The sequence below is a fragment of the Arthrobacter sp. 05N428_2 genome, from assembly GCF_056397065.1.
The window spans coordinates 15442-30407 of the sequence record NZ_JBFTMR010000020.1 but is presented as its reverse complement, the minus strand read 5'-3'; the positions used below and the strand labels follow the sequence as shown (position 1 = coordinate 30407).

The following is a 14966-nucleotide window of genomic DNA, read 5'->3' as shown; positions in this document are numbered from 1 at the left end:
GGATGAACATCAGTTTCGGCCCGGGGCGGACCCAGTTGCCCTCAGGAGTGCCCCGCCATCGCAAAGCTCCTCCAGGGCTACATCCGGCGGAAGCATGTCCAGGCTTTGACGGATTTCTGTCAGCAGTTCCAGTCCGCGGTGATCCACGGCAAGCGTGCGGGCCCGTGAGCCCCAGGCGCTTGCGGCGGCGGCTTGGTAAGCGCCCCGTTCAAGCAACTCGATGCCCTGCGCATCTGCCATCGACGCTCCGGCCTCCACCCCGCGTACCAGGGCGCCGAGGTAGAGTGCCAGCTCCGTGGATTCGAGAACCTCGGCACGGACCACCAAGCCCTGGCCCGGCAGGTCCGGCAGCAGGGCGTTGACATCCATCACCCGCCGCAGCCCGGCCCGTTCGGCCAGTTGGTCGAAGGGCGGCCCGAGCAGGGTCGCGTCCACTTGACCGCAGAGCAGTGCTTCCAGGCGTTCGCGCACGCCACCCACCACCACGTAGTGGACCTCGACGCCGGCATCCCGTAACAGGCGCTTGGCGATGAGCGCGAACCCGTTGTCGGGGGCGTCCACCGCGAACCGGCACCCGGCCAGATCCGCAATGGATTCCACGTCACCGCTTGCATGGATGCTCAGCGGAGTGGTCGCCTCGACCTGGGCCACCAGGCGCAGGTCGGCCCCGGCACGGGTCCATTCGAACAGGTTGTCAATCGCCGTGACCACCAGGTCCTGCTCCCCGGCAAGCAGGGCCCGCAGTTGCTCGGCGCTCGAGGTGGTCCGGGTGGGCACTACTTCCACGGACCTCAGGAATCCCAGCTCGTCTGCCAGCAGAAAGGACACCGGCGGGACGAAGTGGCTTTGACGCAGGCTCACGAGGCGGCCCCGCCGGCCGCGGCCACCGCGACCGGGCGATCGACGTACCAGGGAGGCAACTGCCCGGAAGGCCCACGGACCGTCGAGCGCTGGACGCCCAGACCCGAGATTTCCGCCTCCATCACGTCGCCATCCTGGAGGAATCGGCCCCAATGCGAACCGTTGCCTGCGGGCGAACCGGTGATCAGGACGTCCCCGGGCATCAGTACGGCGACGGAGGAGGCGTAGGCGATCAGGCTCGGGATGTCGAACAGCAGGTCATCTGCCAGGGCATCCTGCATCACTTTGCCGTTGAGACTCAATCGAATCCGCAGCTTCGCCGGGTCCGGTACGAACCGCTTCGGCACCACGTAGGGGCCGGTGGGGAAGAACGTCGGCTGGTTCTTCGCCCGGAACCAGTCGGTGCCCATCATGGCAATATCGTTGCGCGGGACGAGGGTCCGCGCAGTGACATCATTGACAATCGTGTACCCGGCGACGTAAACGAAGGCGTCCTCGGCCGATACCCGGTGCGCCTTACGGCCGATGACCACACCAAGCTCGAGTTCCCAGTCGACGTTGCCGCCGACATCCGGCAATTGCACGTCGTCGTAGGCGCCGCAGACCGCCGAGGGGATCCCGGTCCAGATGTAGGGGTCGCCGGAGCGGCCGCGCTCATCGATTTGGGTCGCGGCATCGGCTGCCAGTTGCCCCGGGTCGGCGCCTTCCGCACCGAGCTTGTGGGCGACGCTCATCTGCAGGACGTGTTCGCGGTAGTTCGCCCCGGCAGCAATGATGGTGCCCACCGGCTGGACCGGTGGCAGCACATTAAGCCCCTCGAGCGGGCGGGCACCTGCCGCTGCCGGGTCAACGGACCCGATCACCTCAAGGTTTGCGTCCCAGTCGGCGAACAGGTCCCCGATGCGGGTGATGCCCGGCAGCACGGCGCGCAGGTCAACCACGGCGTCGCCGAAGACAGCCCCGGGGAACTGCTCCCCTGCGTCCTCAAAGGTGCCCAGCCTGAATTCGTCCATCAGTCGTCCTTCCTTGAAGCCGGTATTCGACCCCCGTTAGTAGCCGTTAGACCGGCGGGGCGACGTACAGGCCCTTGTCCTTGCTGTTAAACATCTCCTTGGTAATGAAGTCGTCCATGTCCCCGCCGGTGCCCCATTGGTCGGAGGTCTCGGGTTCGCGCACATCGAAGATGCTCGGATGCCAGCTGTCTTCCTCGACCGTGTCCAACTCGGTGGTGTATTCCATGGTGTTGCCGTTGGGATCCAGGAAGTAGGTGAAGGTGTTGTCCCCGGCACGGTGGCGGCCAGGACCCCAGAGCTTCTGGTGGCCCGAGCGCAGCAGCTTTCCGGTGCCGCGCATGTACTCGTCGATGCCGCGCAGCTCAAAGGACGCGTGCTGCAGCGAGGCGTGCGGGCCACGCGCGATCGCCATGGAGTGGTGCTGCTCGTTGCAGCGCATGAAGTAGAAGAGGTCGCCGACCTGCGGGTGGTTCAGGGTGTCCGAGAGGCGGAAGCCCAGGTGCTGCTCGTACCAGGCACGCATCTTTTCCGGCTCCGGGGAGTTAAGAACCACGTGGGAGAGCTTAACCGGAATGGCCTCGCGCTCCTCGATCTTGCGGTGCTTGCGCACCTCGACGTCGGATGAGATCTCGATGGTGCGCCCCTCCAGGTCGAAGAAGCGGAAGCCATATCCCCCGCCGAGGGTCTTGAGATCATCGGGTTCGCCAATGAGCTTTACGCCCTTGGCGATGAGATCCGAGGCGAGCTGGTCAACCGAAGCCTTATCCGCCGCGCCGAATGCGACCATGTCAAGGCGCTTTTCATCAGCCTTGCGCACCCGGACCGAATACTGTTCCGGGGAGCCCTCGGCGGCGAAGTAGGTCACGCCGCCGTCGTTCTCCATTTCAGTGAGTCCCCAGTGATTCTTGTAGAACTCAATCTGCTTTTGGTAATCGGGCACCGCGATGTCGAAGTGCCTCAGGTGCGTGATCGGGCTGAATGCCATGGTGGTCTCCTGTGATCTGACGCGGAAGTGGATTTAGATGTGTGCCGGCACGTCGCGGCCGACTTTCGGGATACTGCCGATGAGGCGTTCGAAGGCCTCGAGGGTGTCGCCAAGGCCCAGGATGTACCGGTCCGGACGAACGATGACGATGTTGGCGCCGGCGGCCGTAAGGATCTGACCAACCTTGGCCGGATCGAAGAGAACGACGACGTCGTCGTTCTCATCCAGCTGCATGCGCAGGGACGCAGGGAGCGCAGCATAGAGCTCGCGGGTGGTCGCCACCAAGAAACGGGAACCCACCATGTCGTCCAAACGCACTCCGTCGGCGAGGATCGGCTGCGTTGCCAGCCGGCCGGCGCGTTCGTCGGTGCCGCCTTCGTGCAGGCCTGGTCCCAGGGGCGGCGAAACAGGTGCCGATGCCGCTGGGTTCGCCCGGATGAAGGCATCGCGTTTCTTGGCGACCTCGGCCTCGGTGGTCTGCAGGAAGCCGGCGGCATTGGCAGCCTGCTCCACCCAGAACCGTGCGTGCGGCAGGCGCTCGGACTCATAGGTGTCGAGAAGGCTGTCATCGGCGGCACCACGCTTGACGGCGTCGAGCTTCCACACCAGGTTGGCCACATCGCGCATTCCGGCGCACAAACCCTGCCCAAAGAGCGGGGGCGCCTGGTGCGCGGCATCGCCTGCCAGGAAGATGTTGCCGGCACGCCACTGTTGGGAAATGCGTCCCCGAAAGGTGTAGGTCGCCAGCCGGTCCGCGGTGAACTTGTCCGCCGGCAGCACACCGTGGCTGAGGCGTTCGAGGCCAGCCGGGGTTGTGATTTCCTCGGGGTTATCCCCGGGCATCAGCATGAATTCCATGCGCACGCGCTTGCCGGGGAGCCGGATCCACAGGGCAGGCCGCGAGTGGTGGCCCAGGAATATCATGTCGGAAGACAGGCCCGGGCTGCCTTCAAGGATACCGTCAGCGACCAGCCACTGCGCATCCTCGCCGATTTTTTCGGTCTCGATGTTCAGCGCCTTGCGGCTCTGTGAGCGGGCTCCGTCCGCCGCGATGGCCCAACGGGCGCGGATGAGGGATTCCTCGCCGTCCGCGTTTTGCACCGCGACTTCGACACCCTCTTCGGCGTTGCGTACCGAGAGCACTGTCATGCCGCGGCGCAGTTCGACACTTGGAAGATCCTCGACAACCTCCTGCAGCAGGACCTCGATGTCAGGCTGGTGGAAAGTGAGGTCGTCGTGCCAACCTTGGTTACCGAGTTGGCCGGTTGGAACGGAAACCAGGACCTCGCGCGCCTCGTTCTCGATGTGCATCGAGGCCATCGGCAGTGTGGCCTTGGCGAAACGTTCGGCCACCCCCAGCGACTGGAGGATGCGGAAAGTTTCGCCGTCGAAGTGCACGGCACGTGCGGTGGGCCAAGCCTGGACCTCGCGTTCCACGCCGACGGCGCTGAGGCCGGCACGGCCGAGCAGTGCCAGCGCCGTTACCCCCACGGGCCCTCCCCCGACCACCACCACGTCAACGTTGACGATGTGAGTCATGTCGCTCCTTTGAGTTCAGTACGTATCGTTTCGTATAAAAGTAACATCCGTCACGTCGCTGCACAAGCGTCTGCGACGGCTTGAGTGTAAGTAGGGCCCTCAACTCAGGCCTTCCAAACCGTCTTGAGGTTGCAGAACTCCCGGATACCGTCGGCGGCGAGCTCACGACCGAAACCGGAGCGTTTGATCCCACCGAAGGGCAGCTCCGGGTAAGAGACGGTCATGCCGTTGATGAACACCGCGCCTGCGTCGAGGCTGGCCGTGAACCAGGCCTCCTCTTCGACGTCATTAGTCCAGATCGAGCTGGAAAGCCCGAAGCTGGTCTGGTTGGCGATGCGCAGGGCGTCTTCCCGATCAGAGGCGCGGTACAGGGACGCGACGGGGCCGAAGGTCTCTTCCTTAACGATCCGCATTTCTTCGGTCAGGCCGGCCAAGACTGTGGGGACGTAGAAGAAGCCGGGACCGTCAGGAATCGTTCCCCCGGTCAGCACCTGCGCCCCCAGTGCGCGGGCGTCCTCAACGAGCTCGGCCAGCTCGTCTCGTCCGGACGCGGTGGCCAGCGGTCCCACCTGGGTTGCGGGATCCAGCGGATCACCAACGACAAGCTCCGACATCAGCTTCGCAAATTCGGCGGCGAAGGAATCATAAACGTCGGTGTGCACGATGAAGCGCTTGCCAGCGATGCAGGACTGGCCGTTGTTGCTGATTCGCGCACGGACGGCCGTCGCGGCAGCAGCGGCGACATCCGAGGAGGGCATCACAATGAACGGGTCAGAGCCGCCCAGTTCCAGCACCGATTTCTTCACGTGGTCAGCAGCGATGGAAGCCACCGAGCGTCCCGCCGGCTCGGAACCCGTCAGCGTTACCGCCTTGACGCGCGGGTCGGCCAGGACGGCCCCCACCTCGGACCCGCCGATCAGCAGGGTGCGGAAGGAACCTATGGGGAATCCCGCCCGCTCAAAGAGGGTGTCAAGGAAAAGCGCGGCCTGGGGCACATTCGAGGCATGCTTGAGCAGCCCGGAGTTGCCCGCCATCAGCGCCGGGGCGGCAAAGCGGATGACCTGCCACAGCGGGTAGTTCCAGGGCATGACGGCCAGCACGGTCCCCAGCGGTTCATAGCGGGTCCACGCCCGGCTGGCACCGACCGAAGACGGGTCCGCCAGCGCCGCATCGGCCAGGAATTCCTCGGAATGCGCCGCATAGAAGCGCATGGCCTTGACGCACTTGTGCACCTCAGCGATCGACTGCGCAATCGGCTTGCCCATCTCGACGGTGATCAATTCGCCCAGACCCTCCGCCTGATCCTCCAAACTGTCCGCCGCGGCCAGCATCCACTGCGCTCGCTTGGCGAAGGTTGTGCCCCGCAGCAGGCGCGCCGCTTCTGCGGCTTCCGCGATGCGCTCCTGGACCTCCTGGGCCGTATGCGGCTCGATGATCATTTCGGTCGAACCGGTGGTCGGGTTGACGGTTGCGATTGCCATGGGGGGATCCTTTTCCTTGAGACGTGTTCTCGATCACGACTATATAGGATACGATTCGTATCGGATACTATTTTAGGTCTACACAATAGATCCACCCCCGCCAGCAGCCCGGGGACCGGCTGCCCGACATCCAAGGAGTGCCCCGTGAGCACCAATGGCGAGTTGCCGACCAGACTTCCGCTTTTTCTCACCGACGCCGACGTTGCCAGCCTTTCGGACTGGGCCGGGGCGATCGAAGCCATCCGCGCCGCCTACAAGGCCCCCGGCGACGAGGCCGGAACCCCCGGGCGGATCTTCGCCCAGACACCGCGGGAATGGTTGCGGATCATGCCCTCGGTGCCACCCAGCGGCCAGTTGTTCGGCGCTAAGTCAATCGCCGGGTCCTTCGCTGACGGCCTGCGCGTCAGCTACCTGATTTCCCTCTTCGACAAGGACACCGCTGATTTAGTGGCCCTAGTTGACGGGAATCGCGTCACCGGCCTGCGCACCGCCGCGACCACCGCTGTGGGCACCTCCACGATCGTGCCGCAACGGCCGCTGACCGTGGGCGTTATCGGTTCCGGCTTTGAGGCCCGTTCCCACCTGGCTGCCTTTTCCCACCTGCTGGAGTTCGCTGAGATCCGGGTGTTCAGTCCGACCCCCGCCAACCGCGAGGCCTTTGCGGCCGAGTTCGACGGCGCGTTCGGGGCGCCGGCAAGGGCCGTCGGCTCCGCCCGTGAGGCCGCCGACGGCGCGGATCTCATCCTGTGCGCGGCACGCTCCCGCGATGAGTCCCCGACGTTGCAGGCTGACTGGGTCGGAGAGGACACCGCTGTGGTATCGATCGGTTCCACGACGGCGGCCCAGCGTGAGCTGCCCGCTGAACTGATCGCCCGCGCCGCGGTGGTTGTGGTGGATTCCCGTGACGAGGTCGTCAACGACAGCGGGGACATGATCGCGGCCCGCGCGTCTGGCGTCGATGTCGATTCGATCGTTGTCACTCTCAATGCCGTCCTGTCCGGTGAAACCGAGATCGATTCCGCGCACGGGATCAGGATCTATAAGTCGACAGGTTCGGGTCTGCAGGACATCGTGGTGGCCGAGATGCTCGTGGACCGCGCCCGCGCCGAGGGCATCGGTACCGTCCTCCCGGTCGGCATTGTCACCAGCCGCAAATAACACCTCACAGAAATGAAGGAGAACACCATGGTGGAATACACCAAATCCGAGGCCCGCTCCTGGGCCAAGGAGAACTTCACCGGCACCGTCGCGGTGACGCACCCATCTTTCACCCCTGACTTCTCGGGCATCAACGAGAACGCGATCCGCCATGACGTCCTCCTGCTCAAAGAGCGCGGCTACGCCGGTTCGCTGATCGTCGCCGAAGCGAATGTCACCCCGGAAGAGAACGCCCGGATCACGGCCGTCGCCCGCGAAGCGGCCGGCCCTGATTTCGCTCTCTTCTTCCACGCCGTCTTCGGCACTCTGGAAGAGAACATTCACGCAGCAAACCTCGCCACCAAGGCCGGCGCCGACCGCRCCCTGCTGGCCTACCCCTCATCGTTCTGGCCGACCTCTTACGACGAGGTCTTCAATTACACCAAGCGTTTCACCGACGAAACTGATCTGGCCACCATGCTGTTCCCGCTGCCTGCCTGGGGCTTCGAGCGCATCCATCCCGCCGGCATGAGCGTGGAGTTCGTGCGCCGCGTCCTCGACGCGATGCCGAGCATCGTCGCCATCAAGGCGGAACAGGGCTACCCTGGCATCCCCGGCGTCATGGAGATGTACCACCACTTCCGCGACGAAGTGGTGATCTCCTGCCCCATAGAGGCCGAGATCATCCCCCTCATGTCAGTCTTGGACGTCCAGTTCTCCGGCACCGCCAACACGAACTGGATGGGCGATTACTACCCCAAGGCCTTCGAGCTGGCGCGCACCGGTAAGTGGGAAGAGGCGATGAAGCGATATTGGGAGGTCCAGCCGGCCCGGGCTGCCAATATGGCTGTATCGTCCACTTCCACTCCGGGCACCAGCTCCATCAACCGCACCCAGTGGAAGTACCAGGAGTGGCTTTCCGGCTTCAACGGCGGCGCCCTGCGGCCGCCGGCAGTCAGGCTTCCGGACCGTTTCATGAAGCAGCTGCGCGCAAGCTTGGAAGCCTCGGGACTGCCCGTCACCGACTCCCCTGACTCCGAGTTCCTGCGCGGTCGCGTCAGCGCCTAAGGCTCAGCTTTAATCGCCGGAGGGCCGGCCACTAAGAAAGTGGCTGGCCCTCCGGCGTGTCACGCAGCGTTGCCGGCACTCGTTTCCGACGATTTTTTTGTTGCCAAACAAATTGAGCACCACCAAGAGACGGATGAGGCCGATGGGCCTTAGGCCCATCAACAGGTCACAGCGACCGCCGGAGTACGCTTCGCGCCACACAACGTTCCGTTTCCGGCGCGCCGGTCACGTTTTCCGGTTCAACCGTCGTCACACACGTACAAGCGGCCTGCTTCTCTTTCGACTGCACCAAACCCGCCGTTGCAGGCCCGGCATTACCCCCTCCTACTGCTTACCCCTGCGCATTGGCACCAGCCCGATGGCCGATTTTCCCCGTGGAGRCAAACGACAAGGGCCCTTCAGTACTGGATACTGAGTTGAACATCCAGTACTGAAGGGCCCTGCGGTTTCATTCAAGCCCGGTGAGTGGCGGGTGCCCGGCCGCAGTAGCAACCGAACTTTGTGCCATCAATCCATGGCGGGCACCCGCTCGTGCCCTCCTTCCAAAGAAGCTGGGCTGGCTGGGCTGACCTCCACTTGCTCCGGCCCACGGGTCCGCCGCGACTGCAAACGAAGCCCCGCCAACGAACCGAGAAGCAGGCCAATGGGTAACAGCAGCGTTAGAAATATTCCGGACAGTCCCAAACCGGCTGCAATGAGCGTCCCGCCGGCAACGCCGCCGGTAGCAGCACCCAACCGTCCACCGAATTCCGCGACCCCGATTCCCGCACCTCGCATGCTGGCCGGGTAGGCCATGGCCGCCAGGACGCCTCGGGTGGGGCCGAAGGCACTTGGCAGAATGAATCCGGTGATCCCCAACACGATAAGCAGGGTAGCGAAACCAAACTCGGGCAGCAAGAACACCACAACCGACATCGCGCCAGCCAACCCGAGCGCAATGCCGATGACCAGGAAACGTGACACCCTGGCCAGGATGGCGCCGAGTACCAGGCCTCCCAACACACTCGCCAATCCGTAGGCACCGACGATGGTGCTGCTCTGCACGGTGTCGAGCCCGGGCACCGGAAGCTGCAGCATGGTAGGCAGGTACTGGGCGATCAGCAATTGGGTGCCCAAGGAGAAGAAGCCGAATAGCCACAGGAGGACCGTCGTGGGGGCCAGCGGCCGTGACAGGATGGTTCCAAAGGACGCCTTGGACACCGGGCCGGACAATTCCGCTCCCCTGCCGCCGGAGGACACGGCGCTGGTCGCCTGCCGCCTGGCCGAGAGGAATGCGGGAGATTCGGGCACGACGACGGCCAGCGCGGCGATCACCGCCAACGGGATCAGGCCGCCCACCACGAGGAGCACGCGCCACCCCGACGTCGGGAGCAAGGTGCCCGCGAGTGCTGCCCCAACCGTTGTCCCCAGCCCCACTCCGGCGTAGGCCGTAGCGAGCAACGCCGCCCGTCGTCGTTCGGGCATGAGGTCCGCCAGCAGGGTGTTTCCGGACGCCATCGCGGCGCCCATTCCGAGGCAGGCTACGATCCGCCAGGCTGCGAATGCCGTGAAGTCGCCCGAGCTGCCGCCCAGGGCAGTGGCCCCGCCGAACACGACCACGCTCACGACGAGGACGAACTTGCGCCCCCATCTATCGGACAGGCCGCCAGCGACGACCGCACCAAGGCCCATCGCCAGGAAGCTAACGGCTACCACCAGGGCGATGCCGCCCCCGACCGAGACGCCCCAGCTCTTGATGAGCGTGGGAAAGACGTGGCTGACGATCGTGACGTCCATGCCGTCGGCCAACAGGACGAGCGTGATCAGAGTGAACCAGACCCAGTGCCTGGGAGTCAGTCGTTCGGAGCTCGATTGATCGAGAGACGGTGTGGCGGATTCATCCCTCGTGTTCAAGTCTCGCGCCACCCTTATGCGCCGGGCTGCGAGAAGAACTTGTTGAGCCGGTCGGTGGGCAAGAAGTCCTCGGGGGCACCGGCCAGATCGGTCAGGTCATTGTGGTCCCACGAGGAATCCGCGAGCTTGGCGAGGTTCTCCCGGGAGACGATCACCGAGGGTTCAACGATCTGGTTGATCTTCGGACCTTGGCCCTTCAGGATGCGCAGGGCCACATCGGCCACTGCCTCACCGGTGCGCACCGACGGGGTCGTCGTGCCAAAGAACGGGTAGTCCTTCTTTGCCAGCGCCCAGGACGAGAATCCGCGGCTCGATCCGTCATCGGCGATCGGCGGGACGTCCATGCCCGATTCCTCAAAGGCGTTGCGGATGCCTACACCCATCGTTCCGGCTTGTAGAACGGCGGCCACCCCGGCAGGGTTGGTGGCAAGGAACTTCTGGACTTCCGCCTGGGCCGTTGCCGGCTGGAAGAAGCCGGTGACCGACCCGGCGACCTTGATCTCAGGGCAGTTCTTCAGGACGGCATCGATGCCCAGGCTTGCGAAGGTCGAGACCGGGATGCCCGGGATGCCATCGACGCGCAAGACGTTACCCTTTCCGCCAATTGACCTCAGCGTGCCTGCGGTCACCTGGGCGATCGCGAGCGGGGTATTCCTCGTCACGCTCACGGCAAACTCGGAATCGATCGGCACCTGGGCCGCAACCAGTGGGACGCCGGCGTCAAATGCGGCCTTGGCCAGGCCGACGGACGGCTCCGGTGCGATTGGCGTGTAAATGATGACGTCCGGCTTCAGCGAGAGCGCCTCATTGAACTGCTGGAGCTGAAGGGGCACATTCGACGGGTCATCCGGCGCGAATTCGCCAACGATCTTGACACCACTGGCCTTCAGGCTCGTGCGAATCGCCCCCGACATGGAGGCAATGAATGGGCTGGCAGGTGGCATGCCCACGATCGCCGCAGTGAAACCGTCAGTCTTCTTCGACTTGTAGCCGGCCCATGCCGATTTCCGGATCTCGTACGGGTAGAGGTTGTACCCCGCGGCGATTTCCTTGGGGAAACCAGTTAGCAGGCCGTTGGGATCATTCACGGTATCCGCCGGCAGTGACCCACAAGTACCTGCGGCCGCCGACTCCGCCGACCCGGGCGCGTTTCCTCCGGAGGAGCCCGGCGCCGCTGGCCCAGACGCCGCACAGCCCGTGAGGGCAAGGGCGCTGACCCCTAGGATCGCAGCGCCGACCGTTGTGAAACGGGGGAAAGAGGGCATCTTCTTCATGTGTTCTTCCTTACCGAATGAACGCTTCGTTGCGTATCGCATCAGACTAGCTACATGCTGTACGATTCGTCTAGTTTCGAATATGACCCACACCACATTTATTGCCAAGGAGATCCGCCGTGACCGACCAACCATCCGGCCTGGTGCTCGCCGGCGTGAGCAAACGCTTCGGTGCCACCCGCGCCCTCGTCCATGGCGAGCTCCACCTCCGACCCGGCGAAATCCACACCCTCCTGGGCGAAAACGGCTCCGGGAAAAGCACCCTCGTGAAGATCATAGGAGGCGTCCACCGCCCCGATTCCGGCACCGTCACATTGGACGGCATCCCCGTAACCAGCCGATCGCCCCGAGCCGCCATGGACCTGGACATTGCGACGGTGTTTCAAGAAGTCCTCACCGCAGGGAGCCAATCGGTCCTCGAGAACGTCTGGCTGGGGTCCCACGGAATGTTCCGTCGCCGGTTGGGCCGCGCCGAGCAACGATCAATAGCCCAAGACGTCCTGACACGCATCGCCGGCGAGATTCCGCTGGATCTTCCCGCGGGGCAGCTCTCGCTCTCAGGGCGGCAGTCCCTCTGCATTGCCCGCGCACTCGTGCGCAACCCGAAGGTGCTCATCCTCGACGAGTCGACGGCCTCCCTGGACGTCAGCTCCCGCGACCGGCTCTTCACGGAGATGCGCCGGCTCGCGGCCAAGGGCACGGCCATCTTGTTCATCTCGCACCGCATGGATGAGGTCGCGGAGATCTCGGACCGGGTTACCGTCCTGCGGTCCGGACAGAGCGTTTCCACCGTGGAGAGGTCGGACCTATCCATCAGCCGCTTGATCTCGGACATGACCGGAAACTCAGGCCCCGACGACGACACCCGGCGGCAACCGCATACCCCCGGGGACACCGTCCTTCAGGGAGCGGCCATCCGTCTGGCACCAGCCTCGGCACCCATCGACTTCGAGCTGCGCGCTGGCGAGATCGTAGGCCTCGCCGGGCTTGAGGGCCACGGTCAGGACCATTTCATAAAGCGCCTGGCCGGTGTGGCAGATGGGCCGGGCAGCGTTGCGCGCCTCCTTGCCGAGGGCGCCGTGGAGCTTAACGAGCACAACGGGGATGTCCTGGGAGTGGCCTACCTGCCGCGCGAACGTCGTGGCGAGTCGCTGTTCGAGTCCATGTCGATCCGCGAAAACTTTGCACTCCCTACGATGGCGAAGGACACCCGCGGCGGCTTGTTGGGCACCCGCAGCGCTGTCCGCCGGTTCGATGCCTTCGCGCAATTATTGTCCCTCCGCTTTGGCTCCTCGCAGGACGCCATCTCCACCCTGTCCGGTGGCAATCAGCAGAAGGTGCTGCTAGCCCGCTGGCTTGCCACCGACCCCAAGGTCCTGCTGCTGAATGATCCCACCCGAGGGGTCGACATCGGGACGAAGCGGGAGATCTACGCCATCTTGCACCGGCTCAGCGCGGAAGGCATGAGCATCGTGGTCCTCTCCAGCGAGGTCGACGAGCTCGTGGACCTCGCTGACCGCGTCCTGGTCTTCCGCGACCAAGCGGTATTTGCCCAGATCCCTCACACACAGCTGTCCACCGAATCCATCGTCGCCGCATACTTCGGCCAGAAATCAGAGGTCCTCACATGAACCGCGTCCTGACCCTGTTCCAGCGCTGGCCCTTCGCCTTTGCTTTGCTGCTCGCGCTGGTGCTGCTGGTGCTGAACCTTTTCATCTCGCCCTCCTTCCTTTCCCCCGCGCGCCTGCCCGGCACCCTGGCGACGCTGGCGCCGTTCGTGCTGGTGGGATTCGCCTCCACGCCCTCAATCTTGGCTGGCGGCATCGACATCTCCGTCGGTCCCCTGGCCACGTTCATCAACTGCTTCTTTGTCGCTGTCCTCATCCCCGCAGGGCTGGGCAACTGGCAACTGGCGGCTCCCATCATCCTGGCAGTTGCCGCCGGGGTCGGAGCGTTGAACGGAGTCCTGGTCGCCGTCCTGCGTCTGCACCCGGTGGTCGCAACTACGGGCATGCTGTTCTTACTAGTGGGAATGTCGCTGACCATCGCCCAGAACCCAGTGGCCGCCCCGGATAACTGGACCGAGCTCTTCGCCGGCGGCATCGGCATTCTCCCTGGCGCCCTGCTGACGATCGGCGCCGCCGGCCTCATCTGGTTCGGCCTGCACCGCACCGCTTTTGTCAGCAATCTCTTGGCCACCGGCGAGAGCGACGTCTCCGCCTACGGATCCGGAGTGAACGTCCGTGTGGTCCGCATCCTGGCCTACACGCTCGGCGGGCTCTTTGCCGGAATCGCCGGAATTGCCTTGACTGCGATCGTGCAGTCATCGCAGTCATCGCTGGCCACCACTTATGCGTTGCTCGGGCTTGCCGCCGCGGTGTTGGGCGGAACCAGCCTGGCCGGCGGACGCGGCGGACTGCTCGGCGCGCTCTTCGGCGCGCTTTCCATCTACCTGCTGCAGCAATTGCTGACGGCGTCAGGCGTGGCACCGAGCCTCATCCAATTCGCCTACGGCTCCGTACTTGTCATTGGCGTCGTACTGGGCGCGACGCTGCTGGCTCCCCGTCTGAAAAGGAACGCATCATGAGTAGTGACACCCTTTCCCCGGCACCGGCACCGGCACCGGCAGGCCAGCTCGCCCGGCCCTTCACCAGGTTCAAAGCCTGGGTCTTCGAAGTGCCCGCCCTGCAGGTCCTGGTCGTCCTGGCGCTGGCGACTTGGCTGGTTATTACCATCCCTGCCATCGCAAACCCCAGGTCCGTCACCTCGATCCTGGTCATCACCTCCCTGCTGGCCTTGGCTGCCATGGGCCAGACGCTCGTGGTGATCCTGGGCGGACTGGACCTTGCGGCACCTGGCTACATCCTCTTTGGTGCCTTCATGGCGGCCAACGTCGCGGGTAAGCTTGCGGTCCCGCCGGTGGTGGCAGTGCTGATCGCGGTTCTGGTCTGCGGGGGCATCGGTGCCCTGATCGGCTGGATCTGCCACCGTTTCGCCGTCCAGCCACTGGTGGTCACGTTGGGCACCGGTGCGGCGCTGACCGGAGCGACGCTGTTCCTCGCCGACGGGGACTATTCCTCCGCTCCGCCGACAGCGCTGCGTTCTTTGGCGAGCCTGCGGGGAACCACCTTCGGCATGCCGTTCCCGCCGATCATCCTGATCGTGCTGCTTTGCGGTGTGGGCATGTGGATCTTCCTCAATCGCACCGCCGCAGGGCGCCGATTCCACGCCACGGGAGTCAATTTCCGGGCCGCACGGCTGACCAGGATTCGCACCTCCGTTGTGTGGACCCTGGTCTTTGCCGCCTCCGGCGCTTTGGCCGGAATCGCCGGCATCTTCATTGCCTCCTACGGCTCAGGCTGGTCGCAGACCATCGGGGAACCGTACCTGTTTTCGTGCCTGGCGGCCGTCCTGGTTGGAGGCACCATCTTTGGCTCGATCCGCGGCAGCTACACCCGGACGCTGCTCGGCGCCCTCACCCTCACCCTTTTGTCCACGATCATTGTGAGCAACGGACTCTCCGAGGCGCAGAGCCGGATCATCTTCGGGATCATCATCCTGGCCGTGGTCTCGCTCTACGGGCGCGAACGCCACGTCCGCGACAGGTTCTGACCTATGGTTCCTGATTGCAGACAAGAGTCGTGGGGGCGGGCATCCCGCCCCCACGGATCGAACCGCAGCGTATTGCCGCTCGCGAAATCCGCATCGTCGCTGC

The 14966-nt window shown here is 64.6% G+C and carries 12 protein-coding genes; 5 read left to right on the top strand and 7 right to left on the bottom strand.

Annotated elements, in window-relative coordinates; all coding sequences use genetic code 11:
• Window positions 1-9: 9 nt before the first annotated feature.
• The 5 genes from AC1DGI_RS16450 to AC1DGI_RS16430 form a co-directional block, all read right to left on the bottom strand.
• Window positions 10-861 carry an ABC transporter substrate-binding protein gene (locus AC1DGI_RS16450; protein ID WP_476899598.1) on the bottom strand — a complete coding sequence of 284 codons (852 nt, stop codon included), beginning with the start codon at window positions 859-861 and terminating at the stop codon, window positions 10-12.
• Window positions 858-1874, bottom strand: coding sequence for a fumarylacetoacetate hydrolase family protein (locus tag AC1DGI_RS16445; protein WP_441402704.1), 1017 nt, complete (start codon window positions 1872-1874; stop codon window positions 858-860). The genes AC1DGI_RS16450 and AC1DGI_RS16445 overlap by 4 nt, the downstream gene beginning before the upstream one ends.
• 46 nt (window positions 1875-1920) lie before the next feature.
• Window positions 1921-2859, bottom strand: coding sequence for a VOC family protein (locus AC1DGI_RS16440; protein WP_476899597.1), 939 nt, complete (start codon window positions 2857-2859; stop codon window positions 1921-1923).
• A gap of 33 nt (window positions 2860-2892) precedes the next feature.
• The gene (locus AC1DGI_RS16435; RefSeq protein ID WP_476899596.1) at window positions 2893-4398 is read right to left on the bottom strand and encodes a bifunctional 3-(3-hydroxy-phenyl)propionate/3-hydroxycinnamic acid hydroxylase; all 1506 of its coding nucleotides are present in this window, start codon (window positions 4396-4398) and stop codon (window positions 2893-2895) included.
• A gap of 104 nt (window positions 4399-4502) precedes the next feature.
• Window positions 4503-5879: an aldehyde dehydrogenase family protein gene (locus AC1DGI_RS16430; protein ID WP_441402443.1), complete on the bottom strand. Its 1377-nt coding sequence runs from the start codon at window positions 5877-5879 to the stop codon at window positions 4503-4505.
• A gap of 144 nt (window positions 5880-6023) precedes the next feature.
• Here AC1DGI_RS16430 and AC1DGI_RS16425 point away from each other — a divergent pair, with 144 nt between their 5' ends.
• The gene (locus tag AC1DGI_RS16425) at window positions 6024-7037 is read left to right on the top strand and encodes an ornithine cyclodeaminase family protein (protein ID WP_476899595.1); all 1014 of its coding nucleotides are present in this window, start codon (window positions 6024-6026) and stop codon (window positions 7035-7037) included.
• A 27-nt stretch (window positions 7038-7064) separates the two neighbouring features.
• Window positions 7065-8084: a dihydrodipicolinate synthase family protein gene (locus AC1DGI_RS16420; RefSeq protein WP_476899594.1), complete on the top strand. Its 1020-nt coding sequence runs from the start codon at window positions 7065-7067 to the stop codon at window positions 8082-8084.
• A 507-nt stretch (window positions 8085-8591) separates the two neighbouring features.
• Here AC1DGI_RS16420 and AC1DGI_RS16415 read toward each other — a convergent pair.
• Both AC1DGI_RS16415 and AC1DGI_RS16410 read right to left on the bottom strand, forming a co-directional pair.
• Window positions 8592-9977, bottom strand: coding sequence for an MFS transporter (locus AC1DGI_RS16415; RefSeq protein WP_476899593.1), 1386 nt, complete (start codon window positions 9975-9977; stop codon window positions 8592-8594).
• A 14-nt stretch (window positions 9978-9991) separates the two neighbouring features.
• The gene (locus tag AC1DGI_RS16410) at window positions 9992-11065 is read right to left on the bottom strand and encodes a substrate-binding domain-containing protein (protein WP_441402746.1); all 1074 of its coding nucleotides are present in this window, start codon (window positions 11063-11065) and stop codon (window positions 9992-9994) included.
• A gap of 305 nt (window positions 11066-11370) precedes the next feature.
• On the opposite strand from AC1DGI_RS16410, the gene AC1DGI_RS16405 reads away from it, so the two are divergent.
• The 3 genes from AC1DGI_RS16405 to AC1DGI_RS16395 are packed head-to-tail and all read left to right on the top strand — an operon-like array spanning window position 11371 to window position 14863.
• Entirely contained in the window at window positions 11371-12882 is a 1512-nt protein-coding gene (locus AC1DGI_RS16405; protein WP_441402747.1) for a sugar ABC transporter ATP-binding protein, read from the top strand.
• The gene (locus tag AC1DGI_RS16400) at window positions 12879-13838 is read left to right on the top strand and encodes an ABC transporter permease (RefSeq protein ID WP_476899592.1); all 960 of its coding nucleotides are present in this window, start codon (window positions 12879-12881) and stop codon (window positions 13836-13838) included. The genes AC1DGI_RS16405 and AC1DGI_RS16400 overlap by 4 nt, the downstream gene beginning before the upstream one ends.
• Complete coding sequence (locus AC1DGI_RS16395; protein ID WP_476899591.1) at window positions 13835-14863, top strand: ABC transporter permease; 1029 nt, start codon at window positions 13835-13837, stop codon at window positions 14861-14863. Before AC1DGI_RS16400 ends, AC1DGI_RS16395 begins: the two co-directional genes overlap by 4 nt.
• Window positions 14864-14966: the final 103 nt, after the last annotated feature.

Bases quoted from the DNA above. Each gene is read 5' to 3' on its own strand.
- AC1DGI_RS16435 (WP_476899596.1), bottom strand. From the start codon at position 4,398: ATGACTCACATCGTCAACGTTGACGTGGTGGTGGTCGGGGGAGGGCCC.
- AC1DGI_RS16400 (WP_476899592.1), top strand. From the start codon at position 12,879: ATGAACCGCGTCCTGACCCTGTTCCAGCGCTGGCCCTTCGCCTTTGCT.
- AC1DGI_RS16445 (WP_441402704.1), bottom strand. From the start codon at position 1,874: ATGGACGAATTCAGGCTGGGCACCTTTGAGGACGCAGGGGAGCAGTTC.
- AC1DGI_RS16430 (WP_441402443.1), bottom strand. From the start codon at position 5,879: ATGGCAATCGCAACCGTCAACCCGACCACCGGTTCGACCGAAATGATC.
- AC1DGI_RS16395 (WP_476899591.1), top strand. From the start codon at position 13,835: ATGAGTAGTGACACCCTTTCCCCGGCACCGGCACCGGCACCGGCAGGC.
- AC1DGI_RS16440 (WP_476899597.1), bottom strand. From the start codon at position 2,859: ATGGCATTCAGCCCGATCACGCACCTGAGGCACTTCGACATCGCGGTG.